Source organism: uncultured Treponema sp., assembly GCF_946187725.1.
Classification (GTDB): domain Bacteria; phylum Spirochaetota; class Spirochaetia; order Treponematales; family Treponemataceae; genus Treponema_D.
In genome coordinates, this window is sequence record NZ_CAMHSK010000026.1 from 21,613 (window position 1) to 38,606 (window position 16,994).

Annotated in this window: 19 protein-coding genes and 1 pseudogene; 9 read left to right on the forward strand and 11 right to left on the reverse strand. The window is 42.0% G+C overall.

The annotated features are described in order from the left end of the window. Position 1: 1 nt before the first annotated feature. Positions 2-2,614 (reverse strand): heavy metal translocating P-type ATPase, encoded by a 2,613-nt coding sequence (locus tag Q0Q74_RS09830; protein ID WP_294430368.1) that lies wholly within the window; start codon positions 2,612-2,614, stop codon positions 2-4. Positions 2,615-2,631: 17 nt separating this feature from the next. After that, positions 2,632-2,955: a metal-sensing transcriptional repressor gene (locus Q0Q74_RS09835; protein WP_294430370.1), complete on the reverse strand. Its 324-nt coding sequence runs from the start codon at positions 2,953-2,955 to the stop codon at positions 2,632-2,634. 171 nt (positions 2,956-3,126) lie between these two features. On the opposite strand from Q0Q74_RS09835, the gene Q0Q74_RS09840 reads away from it, so the two are divergent. Both Q0Q74_RS09840 and Q0Q74_RS09845 read left to right on the forward strand, forming a co-directional pair. After that, positions 3,127-3,411, forward strand: coding sequence for a type II toxin-antitoxin system Phd/YefM family antitoxin (locus Q0Q74_RS09840; RefSeq protein WP_294430372.1), 285 nt, complete (start codon positions 3,127-3,129; stop codon positions 3,409-3,411). Further along, positions 3,401-3,742 carry a type II toxin-antitoxin system RelE/ParE family toxin gene (locus Q0Q74_RS09845; protein WP_294430374.1) on the forward strand — a complete coding sequence of 114 codons (342 nt, stop codon included), beginning with the start codon at positions 3,401-3,403 and terminating at the stop codon, positions 3,740-3,742. Before Q0Q74_RS09840 ends, Q0Q74_RS09845 begins: the two co-directional genes overlap by 11 nt. Positions 3,743-4,040: 298 nt before the next feature. Here the strand turns inward: Q0Q74_RS09845 and Q0Q74_RS09850 are convergent, their stop codons facing one another. Next, the gene (locus tag Q0Q74_RS09850; protein ID WP_294430377.1) at positions 4,041-4,931 is read right to left on the reverse strand and encodes a LysR family transcriptional regulator; all 891 of its coding nucleotides are present in this window, start codon (positions 4,929-4,931) and stop codon (positions 4,041-4,043) included. A 124-nt stretch (positions 4,932-5,055) separates the two neighbouring features. On the opposite strand from Q0Q74_RS09850, the gene Q0Q74_RS09855 reads away from it, so the two are divergent. From Q0Q74_RS09855 to Q0Q74_RS09875, 5 genes are all read left to right on the forward strand, one after another. Beyond that, on the forward strand, positions 5,056-6,144 hold the full coding sequence (locus Q0Q74_RS09855) for an alpha/beta hydrolase (protein WP_294430378.1): 1,089 nt from the start codon (positions 5,056-5,058) through the stop codon (positions 6,142-6,144). A 330-nt stretch (positions 6,145-6,474) separates the two neighbouring features. Continuing rightward, positions 6,475-7,104, forward strand: a complete 630-nt coding sequence (locus tag Q0Q74_RS09860; protein ID WP_294430381.1) for an SDR family oxidoreductase — start codon at positions 6,475-6,477, stop codon at positions 7,102-7,104. 39 nt (positions 7,105-7,143) lie between these two features. After that, the gene (locus Q0Q74_RS09865) at positions 7,144-7,926 is read left to right on the forward strand and encodes a protein-ADP-ribose hydrolase (RefSeq protein ID WP_294430384.1); all 783 of its coding nucleotides are present in this window, start codon (positions 7,144-7,146) and stop codon (positions 7,924-7,926) included. Next, positions 7,913-8,803, forward strand: coding sequence for a Sir2 silent information regulator family NAD-dependent deacetylase (locus Q0Q74_RS09870; RefSeq protein WP_294430387.1), 891 nt, complete (start codon positions 7,913-7,915; stop codon positions 8,801-8,803). Before Q0Q74_RS09865 ends, Q0Q74_RS09870 begins: the two co-directional genes overlap by 14 nt. 4 nt (positions 8,804-8,807) lie before the next feature. After that, positions 8,808-9,227, forward strand: coding sequence for an Rrf2 family transcriptional regulator (locus Q0Q74_RS09875; RefSeq protein ID WP_294430388.1), 420 nt, complete (start codon positions 8,808-8,810; stop codon positions 9,225-9,227). A gap of 12 nt (positions 9,228-9,239) precedes the next feature. Here Q0Q74_RS09875 and Q0Q74_RS09880 read toward each other — a convergent pair whose 3' ends face one another. Further along, on the reverse strand, positions 9,240-9,716 hold the full coding sequence (locus Q0Q74_RS09880; protein WP_294430390.1) for a pyridoxamine 5'-phosphate oxidase family protein: 477 nt from the start codon (positions 9,714-9,716) through the stop codon (positions 9,240-9,242). Between the two features lie 16 nt (positions 9,717-9,732). Beyond that, on the reverse strand, positions 9,733-10,194 hold the full coding sequence (locus Q0Q74_RS09885; protein ID WP_294430392.1) for a DUF2798 domain-containing protein: 462 nt from the start codon (positions 10,192-10,194) through the stop codon (positions 9,733-9,735). Between the two features lie 545 nt (positions 10,195-10,739). Between Q0Q74_RS09885 and Q0Q74_RS14220 the strand changes: the two are divergent. Continuing rightward, positions 10,740-10,877, forward strand: a pseudogene (locus Q0Q74_RS14220) (HipA domain-containing protein); the annotation flags it as partial. A 4-nt stretch (positions 10,878-10,881) separates the two neighbouring features. Further along, positions 10,882-11,334, forward strand: a complete 453-nt coding sequence (locus tag Q0Q74_RS09890; protein ID WP_294430393.1) for a GNAT family N-acetyltransferase — start codon at positions 10,882-10,884, stop codon at positions 11,332-11,334. A gap of 148 nt (positions 11,335-11,482) precedes the next feature. Here the strand turns inward: Q0Q74_RS09890 and Q0Q74_RS09895 are convergent, their stop codons facing one another. The 6 genes from Q0Q74_RS09895 to Q0Q74_RS09920 form a co-directional block, all read right to left on the reverse strand. Beyond that, positions 11,483-12,004 (reverse strand): hypothetical protein, encoded by a 522-nt coding sequence (locus Q0Q74_RS09895; protein WP_294430400.1) that lies wholly within the window; start codon positions 12,002-12,004, stop codon positions 11,483-11,485. Further along, on the reverse strand, positions 12,001-13,734 hold the full coding sequence (locus tag Q0Q74_RS09900) for a hypothetical protein (protein ID WP_294430403.1): 1,734 nt from the start codon (positions 13,732-13,734) through the stop codon (positions 12,001-12,003). Before Q0Q74_RS09900 ends, Q0Q74_RS09895 begins: the two co-directional genes overlap by 4 nt. A gap of 12 nt (positions 13,735-13,746) precedes the next feature. Continuing rightward, on the reverse strand, positions 13,747-14,079 hold the full coding sequence (locus Q0Q74_RS09905) for a hypothetical protein (protein ID WP_294430405.1): 333 nt from the start codon (positions 14,077-14,079) through the stop codon (positions 13,747-13,749). 9 nt (positions 14,080-14,088) lie between these two features. After that, positions 14,089-15,429, reverse strand: coding sequence for an SPFH domain-containing protein (locus Q0Q74_RS09910; protein ID WP_294430407.1), 1,341 nt, complete (start codon positions 15,427-15,429; stop codon positions 14,089-14,091). Between the two features lie 16 nt (positions 15,430-15,445). Beyond that, the gene (locus Q0Q74_RS09915) at positions 15,446-16,585 is read right to left on the reverse strand and encodes a zinc-ribbon domain-containing protein (RefSeq protein ID WP_294430410.1); all 1,140 of its coding nucleotides are present in this window, start codon (positions 16,583-16,585) and stop codon (positions 15,446-15,448) included. Between the two features lie 23 nt (positions 16,586-16,608). Beyond that, positions 16,609-16,994: hypothetical protein (locus Q0Q74_RS09920; RefSeq protein WP_294430412.1), on the reverse strand; the 386-nt coding region annotated here is incomplete at its 5' end.

Consider the following 16,994-nt stretch of genomic DNA (forward strand, 5'->3'; position numbering starts at 1 on the left):
CCTAGGAAAGAATCACGCCGGCGTATTCATATCCTGCTTCTTCAACGGCAGTTTTGATTACGCTTTCGTCGACTTCTTTTGAAGTTTCGAGCGTGACTGTGCCAGATTCATGTGATGCTACGGCAGATTTTACACCGTCGAGCGCTTCGAGTGCTTTTTTGACATGCATTTCGCAATGTCCGCACATCATTCCTTTTACTGAGATTTTCATGTTTGACTCCTTGACTGTCGTGTTATGGCGACCGTCTGATATTAGATTTCCCGTTACGGGATTTTTTACTTTTTTATCGTGCCTTGAATCGTGTGTTTTTAAGAAATTCAGGTGCAGGGCATTTGAGACAACGCAGAAGCTTGAAAGTCCCATCGCGGCAGCACCGAACATCGGATTCAATGTCCATCCGAAAGCGGCAATATAGCATCCGGCGGCAAGCGGAATTCCAATCACATTGTAGAAGAATGCCCAGAAAAGATTTTCGTGAATGTTTTTGATTACAGCTCGTGAAAGTCTGATTGCGGCACTTACATCACGAAGGCTTCCTTTCATCAAAACAACATCCGCGGCATCAATTGCGATGTCGGTTCCCGCTCCGATTGCAATTCCCAAATCTGCACGAGTGAGGGAAGGAGCGTCATTGATTCCGTCTCCGACCATTGCAACTTTTCCGCTTTCCATCAGTTTTCGGATAACGGCTTCTTTTCCGTCTGGCAGAAGTCCTGCAGCAACTTCATCTACTCCGGCAAGGGCTGCAATTGCGCGGGCAGTGATTTCATTGTCACCAGTGAGCATTACTGTGTGGATTCCCATGTTTTTAAGCTCTGTGATTGCCTGTGCCGAATCTTCTTTGATTGTGTCCGAAACAGCGATAATCCCAAGAAGTTCGCTTCCTTTTGCAAAGAGAACAGGTGTTTTGCCCTGTGATGATAATGCTTCGATTTGAGCATGAACTTGTGCCGGAAGAATAGCACCGTTTTCTTCTATATAGAGTGTATTTCCTCCGTAGATTTTCGCATTGCCTGATTCTTCAAGTTTTGCTGAAAGTCCGTTCCCTGCTTTGATTTCAAAAGCTGTTGTGTCCAGAAGCTTGATTTTATTAGTTTCTGCATATGAAACAATTGCCTTTGAAATCGGGTGTTCACTCTTTGCTTCAAGGGCATAAGCGGCTTCGAGCAAATCATTTTTTTCAGCATCGTTGAGAGGAATTACATCAGTAACCTGCATGATTCCGGTTGTGACAGTGCCGGTCTTGTCGAGGGCGACAATCTGAGTTTTTCCGGCCATTTCCTGAGCAGCGGCCGTCTTAAACAGAATTCCTGATTTTGCGCCAATTCCGTTTCCGACCATAATTGCAACCGGGGTCGCAAGTCCAAGCGCACACGGACAGCTAATAACTAGAACGGAAACTGCGCGTGCAACCGCATAGCCCACGCTCTGACCTGCAAGCAACCACACAACAAATGTAACTGCCGCAATTCCGATTACAGCCGGAACGAACACGCCTGAAACCTTATCGGCAATTTTTGCAATCGGGGCCTTTGTGGCGGCGGCATCGCTTATCATGCGGATAATTCCTGCAAGGGTAGTGTCTTCACCAACACGGGTGGCCTCGCATACAAGATAGCCCGAAGTGTTTATTGTTGCCGCTGAAACCCTGCTTCCCGCCTGTTTTTCAACAGGAAGACTTTCACCTGTGAGCGCAGATTCGTTTACTGCACTTTCACCTTCAAGAACAATTCCGTCCACTGGAATGCTGTCGCCCGGCCGTACCGCAAATCTGTCTCCAGTCCGAACTTCTTCGATTGGCACAGTTTTTTCTTTTCGTCCGCTTCCATCCTCTTCAATCAGAACCGCGGTTTTAGGCGAGATTTTCATGAGAGATTTTAATGCGTCCGTTGTTTTTCCTTTTGACTTCGCTTCAAGCATTTTTCCAACGGTAATCAGCGTGAGAATCATGGCGGCGGATTCAAAATAAAATTGATTCATGTAATACATGATTTTTTCAGAATCCCCCGAAAGAACCTCTCCGCTCATCGCAAAGAGAGCAGCCACACTGTATGCAAAAGAAGCCCCTGAACCAAGTGCCACAAGACTGTCCATGTTCGGTGATTTGTGAATCAGACCCTTAAATCCGCTTATAAAGAATTTCTGATTAATCACTAAAATAAATGCCGAAATCAAAAGCTCGTACAAGCCCATCGCAACATGATTTCCGTCAAGAAAAGCGGGTAGAGGCCAGTTCCACATCATGTGCCCCATCGAAACATACATAAGAGGGATTAAAAGCACCACCGATGCGATAAGACGCTTTTTCATTTTTGGAGTTTCAGTGTCTTTAAGCTCATCTTCGTATGCGGCGCTTCCGCTTTTGCTCGTAGCCCGATTTGTTCCATTCTTTGAACCGGCTGCGGCGCCACGCACACCTTTAAGAGACGCCCCATATCCCGCATCTTCCACCGCTTTAATCACTTCGAAAGGTGCCACTTCACCTTCCACGCCCATCGAATTTGTAAGCAGGCTCACCGCACAGGATTTTACTCCTTCTAGAGCACCAACAGCTTTTTCCACGCGCGCCACACATGCCGCACAGCTCATTCCAGTAACATTATATTGTTCCATAATTCGTCCTCAAAAAATCACTTCATCAGTTTTTGCAAAGTAACGACAAATTCATCAATAACGCTGTCATCCCCCTTGCGGATTCCTTCTGCAACACAAGTTTTCATGTGGTTTGCGAGAAGCACCTTGTTAAAGCTGTTCAAGGCTGAAGTAATTGCCGAAACCTGAATCAGAATATCGGTGCAGTACGCGTCGTTTTCGAGCATTCCTTCAATGCCGCGCACCTGACCTTCAATTCGTTTGAGACGGTTCATCAAATCTTTGTATTCTTTATCATCACGCTCCTTGTGTTTTCCAGAGCAATATGGGCATGAATCAGACATGTTAGTCTCCTTGTTCATATAAGACTTACAGTATACCCTAGTGGGGTATGTCAGACAATGAAAATATATACCCTATCGGGGTATGTGTCTAGAGGGGAGTGGGTTAAAAAGAAGTAAAAATCACACTACAGGTTCATTCACTTGTAAAATCAGTCCGAATATAGTAATATAAAAAGACTGGAGGTAGATATGATTACGAATGTTCAAGAATGTATTAAACCTATTTCTTATGTAAAGACAAATGCTGCCGATATGATGAATTTTGTAAATGACCGGAAGGAACCACTTATTATTACACAAAATGGAGAATCTCGTGCAGTGTTGATGGATGTTGAATCTTATCAGGAAATGAAAAATGCCTTCAATCTGCTGAAAATAATTCAGTTTTCTGAAATGGATGTCCGTGCTGGAAAAACTAAAGCAGCATCAGAAGTCTTTTCAAATTTGAGAAGGAAATACAATCTTGGAAATTAACGAAGTAGTTGTTTCTCAATTTGCCGAAGATGATTTGAATGAAATCGTAGAATATTATTTTTCCCTAAACCAAAATTATGTTTCGAAGGTAATTTCTGAATTTGAATCGAATGTAATGTCATTAAAAGAGCATCCTAAAAGCGGAAGAATAGTTCCTGAATTAGATAAACAGGGAATTTCTCAATATCGGGAATTGATTCAAGGAAATTATAGAATAGTTTATGAAATTTCAGATGATAAAATTATTGTTCATACGATAATTGACGGCAGAAGGAATTTTGAAGATTTAATAATTTCAAAATTATCTCGCTATTATGGAAAAATAAACTAACAAATACGCTGGAAACCATACAATATGGAGGAAGGTAATATGAGAGATCACTACGATTTTTCAAAGGGAATAAAAAACCCTTATGCAGACAGGCTTGAGAAGAGATGTATGAAAACATAATGGACGCTCCTTATAAAATGATTGTCCATCTTCTAAGACCTAACGATGAGACTGAATGCTTAAAGCATTCCTACCCGGTGCCAGTAATGACAGAATATCAAAAATTAACTGAATCACCAATGAGGGGAGTAAAAGAGGGCTAATTCTACTGATGATGTGGAAAAAACTTGAAGTTAATTCAGCCGCAATTCTTCTTAATTTCTTCCAGAAGCACCTTTGCTGGCTTGGACAGCTCCCTGTCTTTCTTCCATGCAAGATACACCTCACTGTAAATCGGTGGCTCCAGCGGAACAAAACAAAGCGGGCTTTCTTCCGTGGTGCTGGTAATTCCTTCAAGGCTGATGCACGAGCAGATTCCTTCATCAGTAAAAATTGAAGCATTATACAAAAGATTATAAGTTCCAATCAGATTATATTTTTCTATTGAACCGCCGAACCAGTCCAAAAGTTCGCGGTTTTTTATTGCTTGAGCGGAAAACAAAAAAGGCTCGTAATGCTCCAGTAGATTTTCTTTTTTTATCGACTTGTATTTGGCGAGCGGATTGTCCTTGCGTGTGATAAGTCCCCAGCGGTCCTTCCGTGGAAGCGTAATGTGATTGTATTTTTCGACGCTCTTAAAGCCGATGAAAACGCCGAAGTCGCACAAGCCACGGTCTAGCCGTTCACAAATCACGCTCGCATCTGAGCTGAAAAGGCTTACCTCAATCTTCGGATGACTTTCCCTGATTTTCTTGAAGGCATCCGCAACGCTGAAAAGCGATTTTGTCTCCCCAGCCCCGATATAAATTTTACCCGAAATCTGCGAAGAATCAGTCCGAAACTCTTCGATTGATTTTTCAGAAAGTTCCATAATCTGCACCGCATAATTGTAAAAGCGCACGCCCTCATCAGTCAGAATGAATTTTCGGTTCTGACGGTTCCGCTCAAAAAGCTGAACGCCAAGCTCGTCCTCAAGCTCGATTATCTGCCGAGAGAGGGTCGGTTGCGTGATATGAATGATTTCCGCCGCCCGTGAGATATTCTGTTCCTGTGCGATTGTGATGAAGTATTTTAGTACACGAAGTTCCATACCTAAAGTGTAACACAGGCCTTTTCTGGAAGTCTATGCCTAAAAAGCATAATTATTTATAAAAACAAAGTATTTGATATAAGACTCCGCTCATTGTATTCTAAAAACATCACGGAGGTATTCTATGAAGAAATCTTTTAAACTTCTTTGTGCCACAGCAATCGCTTTGGCTTCACTTTCAAATGGATTCGCCAAAGATGCGAAAAACGGGGTAAAAATGGAAAAACTTAAGCTTGAGAAAAAATGGGACAAAACTTTCGCCTTGTCTGACAAAGTTAGCCACAAAAAGGTCACATTCACAAATCATTTTGGAATCACGCTCGCCGCTGATATGTACACACCAAAGACTGCCCCTGCCGGCGGAAAATATGCCGCAATCGCAGTTTCAGGACCTTTCGGTGCGGTAAAAGAACAGGCAAGCGGATTGTATGCGCACGAAATGGCAAAACGAGGCTACCTCACCATCGCATTCGACCCTTCTTTCACTGGCGAATCAGGCGGACAGCCACGCTACATGAACAGCCCCGACATCAACACAGAGGATTTCCAGGCAGCGGTAGACTATCTCTCGAACCTTCCGAATGTTGACCCGGAGAAAATCGGAATCATCGGAATCTGCGGATGGGGCGGAATGGCTCTGAATGTGGCTGGAATCGACACTCGCATCAAGGCGACTGCCGTAATGACAATGTACGACATGAGCCGTATCGCAAACAAAGGCTACTTCGACGAAAACGACAATGAGGAATCCCGCTACCAGGCAAGAGTCGCCGTAAACAAAGCCCGCACGGAAAGCTTTGCAAATGGCAACTACCCCACAGCAGGCGGACTTCCAGAACAGCGCCCCGAAGGAGACACGTTCTTCAGCCAGTACTGGGACTACTACAAAACCGGCCGCGGCTACCACCCCCGCTCACTCAACTCAAACATGGGCTGGGCAAGCACCGCATCAACAAGTCTTATGAACACCAGCCTTCTGACATACTCCAACGAAATCCGCTCGGCTGTCCTCATCGTCCACGGCGAAAAAGCTCACAGCCGCTACATGGGCGAGACTGCTTACAACGACATGATTAAGGGCAGCAAGTTCACGGCAAACAAAGAGCTTTTAATCGTGCCGAACGCAACTCACTGCGACCTGTACGACGGCGGAAACGGCAACTTCATTCCGTGGGATAAATTGCAGAGCTTCTTTGAGACTAATTTGAAATAACAGGGCGCCACCCTCGTGCTGGTTTCGACAAGCGCAACCGGCACGAGGGTCGGGCTTTTCGGGGTTCCGTGCTAACCGCACTCCATTCCTTCGGAACGGCTACGCCGCCCCTGCAATCCCTGGCGTATGAAAGTAGAACGGCGGAGCGTATTTTAAGAGAATCTAGATTTAAAAAATTAACATTTTTTTTACAATGTTCTATTGACATTACAACAAAGCTGCTGTATATTTATAGTTGTAAGGCGAAAAGAACAACTACTTACAAGAGAGTCTGCCGTTGTGCAGAAGAACATTTCAATTTGGGGATGGACACCCCACAAGGAGTTACACATGAAGGTAGCAGTAATTTGTTCAAACGGAAAAGTTGGAAAACTGGTTGTAAAAGAAGCTTTGGCAGCTGGTTTTGATGTTACAGGATTTGCACGCGGAGAAAACAAAAGCGATGCAAAAAACTTTGTTCAGAAAGATATTTTTGCAATCACAAAAGAAGATATTGCAGGTTTCGATGCTGTTGTAGATGCCTTTGGTGCATGGACAGAAGCAGAGCTCCCTAATCATGGAAAGTCACTCAACCATCTTTGCGATTTGCTCGCTGGAACAAAAACTCGTCTTTTAATTGTTGGTGGTGCAGGAAGCCTTTATGTGAACAAGGAGCATACAGCAACCGTTTCTGATGGTCCTGATTTCCCGGATATCTTTAAGCCTCTTGCAAATGCTATGGCAGCTGCCCTAAAAGATTTGCGTAAGCGCAATGACGTTCAGTGGACATACATCAGCCCGGCAGGAGACTTCCAGGCAGACGCACCAAAGACAGGCAAGTGGATCTGGGGTGGTGAAGAACTTACCCTCAATTCAAAAGGCGAAAGCATCATCAGTTATGCAGATTATGCCGCAGCTATGGTTGAAGAAATCAAGAACGGCAAGAATATTCAGAAGAGAATTTCTCTTGTAAGAGAATAATATAATTAGGGCGCGTGCAGGCAAAGCAGGAAGTGCAGTATGACACAAAGAGAACGAAGGGAATTTTTAATCAGATATCTTTTTCAAGAAAAACCTGAGTATAAGGACATCGAACTTCCTTGCTCTGATGATGAGCAGAAGTATCTTTTTCGCTCTCTTGTGAATGTTCGTCCTCCTGTTCCTGCAAGCGAAGAGTTTATACGCGTTCAGAATGAATACCTGGCCGAAGAAAATCGTTCGCGAGGGATTACGGACATCGCTGATTTGTCACCTCTTGTGGGCGACCTTTATCTTTGGCGTGGTGATATCACTACACTCAAAGTTGACGCAATCGTAAATGCGGCAAACAGCGGAATGACTGGCTGTTGGCATCCAAATCACTCCTGCATAGACAACTGCATTCACACATTTGCGGGCATTCAGCTCCGGGCCGTGTGTGCGGACATCATGCAAAAGCAGGGGCATGAAGAGCCGACCGGACAGGCAAAAATCACTCCGGCCTTCAATCTTCCGAGCAAATATGTAATTCATACTGTCGGCCCGATTGTGGGAGAAAAACTCACCCAGGCTGATTGCGACTTACTTGCTTCATGCTATAAGAGTTGTCTCAACCTTGCAAAAGAAAAGGGATGCCAATCAATTGCCTTCTGCTGTATATCAACAGGAGTGTTCCGTTTTCCTGCAGACAGGGCCGCAGAAATTGCTGTAGAAACAGTGCAGGAATGGAAGAATCAGACCGGTGATAAAATTAAGGTTGTGTTCAATGTTTTCAGTGAGAAAGATGAGATAATTTACAGGAGGGTTTTGAATGAAAGAAATTGAAAAATTAAAATCAGCACTATCTGAATGTGATACTCTCGTCATTGGAGCGGGTTCAGGGCTTTCAACAGCAGCAGGTCTGACTTACAGTGGAGAGCGGTTCCAGAAATATTTTTTTGATTTTGCAGAAGCCTTTGGAATCCGTGACATCTATTCCGGTGGATTTTATCCTTTCCCAAATGAGGAGACTCTCTGGGCATGGTGGGCTCGTCACATTTATTTCAACCGCTATATCAATCCTCCAAAAAAGGTTTATGACGATTTGCTTTCTCTTGTGAGCGGAAAAGATTATTTTGTAATTACAACAAACGTTGATCATCAGTTTCAGCGTGCAGGTTTTGACAAGAAGCGGCTTTTTTATACTCAGGGCGACTATGGATTGTTTCAGACTGTTGACGGGAAAAACGGCAAAACCTATGACAACGAAGAGTGGGTAATGAAGGCTATTGAAGCCCAGGGATTTGTACTTGATTCAAACGGAATCTTTCAGGTGCCGGAAAGTGGCAGCTTGAAAATGCAGATTCCGTCTGAGCTGATTCCAAAATGTCCGGATTATGGAAGCCGCCTTACAATGAATCTTCGTGCAGATGATACCTTTGTTGAAGATGAAGGCTGGCATAAGGCAGCTAAACGCTATCAGAATTTTTTGAAGACAAGAGGGGCTGCAGCCGGTGGAAAAATTCTCTTTCTTGAACTTGGAGTAGGGGCAAATACACCTGTAATCATAAAATATCCTTTCTGGCAGATGACAGCTCAGAATCCGAATGCGACTTATGCCTGTCTGAACTTTGGTGAGGCTGTTGCACCAAAGGAAATTGCGAGTCGTTCAATCTGTATAAATGACGACATTGGCGAAATTCTAAAGAAAATGGTAAAATAGCCTTATGAAAATCAGTGTTCGTTTTACAGCGGCTGTGCATACACTTTTATGTATTCAGTATTTTGAAAAAGACATGCGCGTTACTTCGGAATTCATTTCTGCAAGCACCGGCGTAAATTCTGTAATTATAAGAAAGATTCTCCTTCAGCTGCAGAAGGCAGGACTTGTTGAAACTGCTGCAGGCGTTGGCGGTTCTCATCTTGCCCGTACACCAGAAAAAATCACCTTGCTTGATATTTACAACGCAATCAACGAAGGCGAAGAAGAACGCGAGGTTTTCAATTTTCACCCGAATCCGAATAACAACTGTCCTGTGGGAAGCAAGATTCATCTCGTGCTTGACCCGGCTTTGGCTTCGGCACAGAAAGCCATGGAAGATGAAATGCAGAAAACATCGCTTGCGGATTTACTGAAGAAAATATAAGGAATAAAATCCCTACGACTCATTCACCAGCTTGCCGGTCATGTGTTCGATTGTCAGTACAAAACACTGAACGCGGCTCAAGGCGTTGGCGAGTTCCTTTTCAAGATATTCTGGATCATCCGTAAACTTCTGAACAAGATGAGTGCAGATTTCTTTTGCCTGTTCGATATCAGTAATCAGCTCAATCTTACCAAAAGCAATAACACTGTTGATATTCAAAGCCCATTCGCCTTCTTTTTTGAAGCCCTGGTCCATAACGCAGAAACTTGCCTTATTGCAGTTTTTGATTGCATCAATTTTGTGGCCTTCTTTTGCCCCGTGGAAATAAAGTTTTCCGTCTTTTTCATTGTAGTAGTGACTGAGCGGAATCCCATAAGGATATCCGTCATCGCCGATTAAAGAAAGGATTCCCCGCTTTTCTGTTTTGAGGATTTCGATGCATTTCTCGTTTGGAATCTGCTGCTTGAATCTTCGCATTGGTCTGAACATAATGACGCTCCTTGCCTTATTTCTTAAAAATCAGGCCGAAAATTGAACGAACAATTGGCCCTGCAACTAAAAGCTGCCAGAAAGTTGCCATCGGATAGTTTAAAGCTGTGGTCTGGAGCCATATTGAAATCATTTCTTTCTGAAAACCGCCCTTGAAAAGAATTGTAGCGGCAAGACTCATGAGCGGACACATCAGCCAGATAGAACATATTGAAATCGAAAGGATGATGAAAACAGGATTTACAGCCTTCACATCAAACTTAGAAAAAGTGATTTTCTTGGCGATTGGACCCACAATAAAGAAATCAAGGACGAAAGCGACCGGCGCCATAATCGGCAGTTCGTGGAAAGCCAGCAAAAACACTGAATTAGTCATTCCGCCCGTTGCGAGTGCAATGTTGTAACAAATCATTGCATAAACCATAACAAATACCATCAGAATGGTAAAAAGAATTTCCTGTCCCAAAGATTTTGGCATACGAAACTCCAGAATATAAATGTGATTGCATTATAACTGCGCAAAGACCTTGCGCATGAGCATAGAAAGGTGCGGAAATCCGCTCTTAATAAGATTAGGCAATCTATTGAAAAGTGAGATTATCTTAGCAGATTTTGAAAGTTTGTGTAAGACATTTAGCTACAAAATCACAGCAAGATGAAAGCAGGGTCAACAGTATTGCCTGAACTAATAAATTAAACAATCATTGACAACGCCGTTCGGCTAAATTATACTTAAAACGAATAAATAAAGCCGAACGACTTATTGATGAAGACAAACCTACTGTAAAGTCAGGTTATACACCTCTGTCTATTGAAGAAATCAGGGCGCTTGCTAAAGAAGGTGCAAGTAAATCAGCTGAAATAGTTGTTAAAAGCCATCTTTCTCTGACTGGAGCATCTGGAAAAGTCGGATTGTATTATGATGAAGCTTCTGGTAAATGGTATAAACCAGACGTTTTGATAGAAATTTTGACGATGTTTCACGCATAATTGGCGGATTGAAAAGTCCATAATGCCGTTTTTAACTACATAATTGGAAATACTGACAATCATATAAAGAACAGCTCTCTTATTTACAGCAAAGATTTATCGTCAATTCGTCTGGCACCGTTTTATGACATTATATGCAGCAGGCGCGTGTGCCCGTTAAGGAGGACATAAACAAATGATGGAAATCAAAAAGACTACTGACAAAGATATTGATGCTCTTATGGAAATAAGGCTCGAAATGCTTAGAATCGTGAACAATTTAAAAGAAAATGAGAACTTCAGTAACGATTTGATTGAATATAGCCGGGAATATTTTCTAAATGGCGCTCAGACGACTGTTTTTGCAATGGACGGAAAGCAAATTGCAGGATGCGCAACACTGAGCTACATTACTATTATGCCGACATTTTCACATCCGACAGGAAAGCGTGCGCATCTCATGAATGTCTACACCAGAGCCCAATTCCGAAGGCAAGGCGTTGGAAAAATGATGGTTCAGTTTTTGATTGACGAGGCAAAAAATCGCGGCGTAACAGAAATCAGCCTTGATGCAACAGAAATGGGACATCCGCTTTATAAAAGTCTGGGATTCAAAGACAATGCTGAAGGAATGATTCTGTCCATTTAACCTTATGCAATAAAACCGGAGGGCGCATGGCAACAACAAAAGAATATCATGATTATGTAATGGAATGTACAAGGAACTGAAATAAAAACAATAGTGTAGTGTAAAAAAAAATTGTATTATAGCGTTATATTGGTCGACAGAAGACAGATTATAGAAAGTAAATATACATCACAAATTGTCCTTTTCTAACTTCGTAAAGTTCACCTTGGAGTTCTGCCATTTGTCCTGTAAGGTGCTGAATATCGAATGGATTACGTAAGGAAAGAAAATTGCCTTGAACAGCGGAATTTTTCAAATGGAGAATATCATGATTCGGAATTTCTTCGTTGGGATGCTGAAACAAGTTATGTATGACAGGTGAAGTAAAAATCGGGCATAAAATTTTTTCTTTGATAAACTCATCCTGCTTTTCCATAATTGCCAGCTTGCGATGGATTTTTTCATCACGTAAATCTTCTTCGGTAATGCGGTCTAGTATTGGGGCAGAAATTCCGTTTGCAGAAAGAAAAGCCCTTACATCATCTTTTTGCAAAAACACGAACACAGAGTTGTGATTTACGCCATCCCACATCGGCAAGTCGTACAAATATGGCTCGCCGGTGTGTTTTGAAAGAAATGCGAGATTTGAGATTCGAGTTTTTTGTTTTATGACAAACTCACCATTTTTCACTTTTTTGTTCCTGCGGTGCGCTTTACGGTTGCTTTATCGTTTGAACCGTCATCTGTGATTTTAACAGACTTTTCTACTTTTATAAAATGTTTCACTTTGCAATTAATGTCTATTGTGTTTTCAAGCGTGATTGAAGCATTCCCCGATGCGCAGATTCCGCTGTGAATTTTTGTATCTTTTAAATCATAATCACCTTGTTCAGGTTTTATGCCAAAATGACAGGAATCAAACTCAAGTGAAGCAGAATCTTTAACATAAACAACATATTCTTCACTTGGACTGTTATAGAAATAGCAGTTATTGAACTTCGCGTTTGCATTTTCCGAAACAAAGAGTTTTCCCACAGTATCATCTGCCATGGGAATGTAACCGCTTTCTTCTGCTTCGTGAAAGAAACTGATGTTTGTGAATTCTGCAACTGCATTTCTTTCTAATTTGCAATGGCCTTTTTCATTATCATAAACTTTAGATTCTTCGCCGATAATTTTCAGTTTTGCATTGCTCGTCACAAAAAATCCAAGCTGGTTTTCATAAGACTCGAATGATTCAATTTCTGCGACAGCATCATCTTGTACGCAAAGCCCTCCGAACTCACCATGATTTTCCGTAAGCAAGATTTCTTCGGCATGCAGTTTAGCTTTTTCTGCAACGACGATACCTTCTTCTTTATTGCTGACACAACACGCCAAACCTGCATGAAGATTCGAAGCTCCCCAAACTTCAATTCCACCGCCACCATTATTGCGTGAATCAATATTATCTACTGTAAGACAAGCCTGTTCATCAAGAATAAGAGCTGTGTATGTGTTTTCATTAAGATAAATCTGTTTTAGATTTGCAGTTGCTTTTTCATATATGCCAAAACCATTTCCAAAATTGAAACGTGCACATATTTTCCCCGAGAGTGCTTTTTCTGCGTTTATCTTGCCGTTCAAGCAGACTCCCTGCAGCATATTGCAGTCGGCATAAAGACCTGTTTCATTTTCAGATTCGCTGTCTGGCAAAAAGATTTTTCCGTTACAGTGGATTCCCCATGCTCTGAACGAATAAGAAAATGAATTCTGCAAAAGTCCGCGTTCGTTTATAGGGGTAAAACTAACTTCTGCCCCACCCTTTACTACAAGATTCGTAAACTGATTTTTGACAGCATATACACAAGAAAATTCCGCCTTGTCAGCGACAACAATTCCGTTTGACGGCGAACCTGCAACACAAACCTTACGGAGCACCACCCCATCAGATTCTATACGCAAAAGTGCGTTATCAAGCTCATTTTCTGCAATTTCGTAGAGCTTATCCCGTTCGTGATTACTTGAATATTCTTCAAATTCTTCCATATATTTCTGATGAAGCTTGTAGGCCCTTTCGCGCTTTTCCGTGTTTTTGTCGCTCACAAGCTGATACGGTATGACTTCGCTCTGTATGCGGTTTTTGTGTTTTTCGTAAAATTTTTCGCCGATAAAAACGATTCCTTCAAGCGTTGCCGCACCACTTATGACGATAGGTTCATTTTTAGGAACAACGATAATCGTTTTTAAATTTGCAAGAGAATCATCCTTGTCCGAAAATCCTTTACCCTGTAGCGTGATTTTTGATTCTATTGAAAAAGAACCTTTATAAACGCTAGCTTCAAGTTTGAGAATGCCGTTTTCGGGGGTGGAATCTATGAGTTCTTGGAGATTTTGGGGTTGAGATTCATTGATGTTGTTGTCTGATTTTTCGTTCGTCATGAGCAGTTTCCTTTATTCTTTCAAACCCTTTGCAACCGCATAAAAAATCATCAGATAAAGCAAAAACAAAATGCCTGTGATGACAATGTACGGAGCCTGCTTGAAGCCTTTGAAGGCAAAAAGCAAATGTTCAGCGAGCGAAAGCACAAAGAATACGAGCGAAAGTGCCTTTATGTTCGCACTCCCACGCCCGAACGACACCGCAAAAAGCCCGAAAAGCGTGAGGAAAAGGAATCCTCCGCCGCCGAATGTCAGAAACAGGTTCGATGTTCCCGCGTAAAATCCGTAGCCAGCAAGGGCTGCAATGCCGAGTGAAATTAAAAGCACAATCCAATTTATTTTCATAAGAACTCCTTACAATGCTGGTGGCACAGGCGGAATCGGTGGAACTGGCGGAGTTGCCTGCCCGAAAATAGCAGAAAGCTCCGGCACATTCCCTGCCGCCATCCAGTTTGCCATGCCTGCTTTCCAGACAAGACTTTCTCGCGTGAGCTGGCCATTTGCCGCCATCTGAGAAAGCGTTGCAAGTTGATAGGGTCCTGTGCTCTGTCCGTTTACAGCAACATTGTAGCCATCTTGCTTTGGTGGCGGCGGTGGAACTTGCTGATTCAGTCCGCCCAGAGCGTTGTTCATCATTCCTGCAACATTCCGACCGATTGCTCCGCCCATTGCCATTCCGGCCATCATGCTTGCGGGGTTAAAGCCACCCCCATTTCCGAGATTTACGCCAAGACCGCCAGCCGCTCCCATTTTTCCAAGTGCTTCAGCACCCGCAAGTCCCACTCGTGTCGCCTGGTCAATCTGATGAGCCGCAAGGTTCGCACTTTCTGTTCCTAGACGGGCCGCACGCTGGTATTCGTCCATATTGATGTCTGCCATGCGCTCCATCTGATGAATGCTGATTGCGCTCTTTGCTTTTTCCTGGTCGCTGATAATATCCGTGGTGACAGCCTTAAGCTCACGGTAGCCTTCGCTTTCCTTATCAAGCTCAATGTCGCTTACATCAACCGAAGTGACAGTAACTCCAAATTCATTCGACAGACGGGCTTGCAGAGCAGATGTCAAAGTATTGCTTACTTCAAAATTTTTTCTTTCTAAATGAATGACTGGAATCCCCAAATCAAAAGGAATGTTTGCTACGATTGATTTTGCATAATTGCAGACCGCATCACGAATCTGGAGCTTGAAAGCTTCCAAATCAAAATCAATGAGCCTGTGAAGCTTTATGAATTCCTTGTAATCCTTAATTCTGAAATTGATTGAACCTCGGACTGCAACAGGAACCGTAAAGTTTGTATTTCGTGCGTCAGCTACATCAAAAAACGGAACTCCGAATTTTACCTGAATGATTCCCGCAAGATTGATGAAGTAGATTTCCGCCTGAAAAGGACTTGCCCCGCCGAATGCCGCCCCAACTATAGAAGAAAGCACAGGAAAGTTTGCTGTCTTAATCGTCTGGTCAAAAGGTCCTTCGATATAGTCCTGCATTGCACCGCTTTTCTGAGGATAAACAAAAACCGCAACCTCGCCGTCCTTTACACGTAAAGAAGAGCCGTAGCGGATTGCGTTTTCTTTTTTGGTTGAGTTTGCATCAACGGCTCCAGCTGGCCGCCACTTCCAGATAAGGTATGTCGGCTCGTCACAGCGGATAACATCCATTAAGCCGCCTTCATTTTTTTTGTTGAATATGCCCATTTGTTTTTCTCCTTGATTATTTAATATATATATCGTCCCAAGTAACCTCGCGCTTTTCAGCCTCTTCTCTGCTTTTTCCAGCCGCTAATAAATCTGCTTTTAATGTTTCATTCTTGACAGTTAGGATAAATCCTATTTTTATTCTACAGGTTTTAGCATTCATAATATTTGCGATTGCCATCTTATATCTTTTTGTAGGATGCTTTCCATTAATAGTCATCTTTAAAATTTGAAAAAAAGAAAAATAAGCATCTTTTAGCATTAAAGCATCGCCAAATCCTGAAATTTCAGCGATAAAAGGACAGTCTTGTGTTTCTATATCAGATTTTATAGATATAAATACATCATTAAAATAACCTCCATTCCAATGCAACTTTGTTGTACAATCTTTGGCATTCCATTTTTTCATAGCCAAGAAATCCTTATATTGTTTTTCAACCTCAGCTTTTATGTCGCCTTGTGCAACCAGTTGTCCTGAAATTCTAGGAAGCTCATCACCTGTGTCATCCCCATAATAAAGAGTTATTCCGTTACCGCCAATTTTAAAATATTTGGATGCATCTCCCATTAAAGTGACATTTTCAGCAGGAATAAATGTCTCTTTAGGAATTTTTATAAATCCGCCAGTAATACTTATATGAGCAAATATCAATGAAACAACAATAATTGCAGCTGCACCAGTAATTGCGGCAATTATACCGGTTTTCATTTTCTTTGCTTTTGCTGTTGCCGAATCAACTTCTTTTTGAATCATCGCAACTTTTGCAAGTCCGTCTGGGTCGGAAGCAAGTGCTATTTTTGCTTTCATAGAAAGCTGATTTAACTTTGCTCTCCAAATTTCATTTTGGCGGGCATTTCTTTTACCTTCGGCTGTAAATGGATTTACATTTGTTTTTATTAAAGAAGCCGCAAGCACATAGAATTCGAGGATTGATTCCTTTGTGTTTGGAACAACATAATTTTCAATCAGATTTTGCATATCTTCTTCTGAATACAAATCTGTAAGTCTTTCAAAAAAATCTTTTACAGATTCATTCACACGATTATCATTAAGCTCATGCCCACAACTAGGACAAATACTTGTAAAACTCTGCAATTCAGCTCCACAATTCGGACACTTTTTAATAGTGCCGACATATTCCATTTCTCTTGCCATATTATTTTCCTCCTGTTATGGCTTTATTCTTGGTTTGATTTCCTTTTCCAATTACACAGTTCCCAAACGGCTACGGAATCATAACCTTGTGATTTTGCAAAATTAGAAAAAGCATTTATTATGAATTCATATTTTTTTATTTTTGAAATATCGTTTGTCCACTTTATTTTATTTTTTCCTGTGATACCTAGAGTGGATTTTAAATTTTCATATTCTGTTTTATCGCTTTCCAAAGATTCTAAATTGATACTGTCAACTGGTAAATGTGGCGGTTCGCAAATCCAGCCAGCACACCAATAGTATTTGCACATCATATTGAGAAGTTTCTGACATTTTCCGATGTCGAGTTCTTCCCCTTCGTCTTTAGAAAAGTCTTGAAGCAATTGAATATTATTTATATGCGTAATGG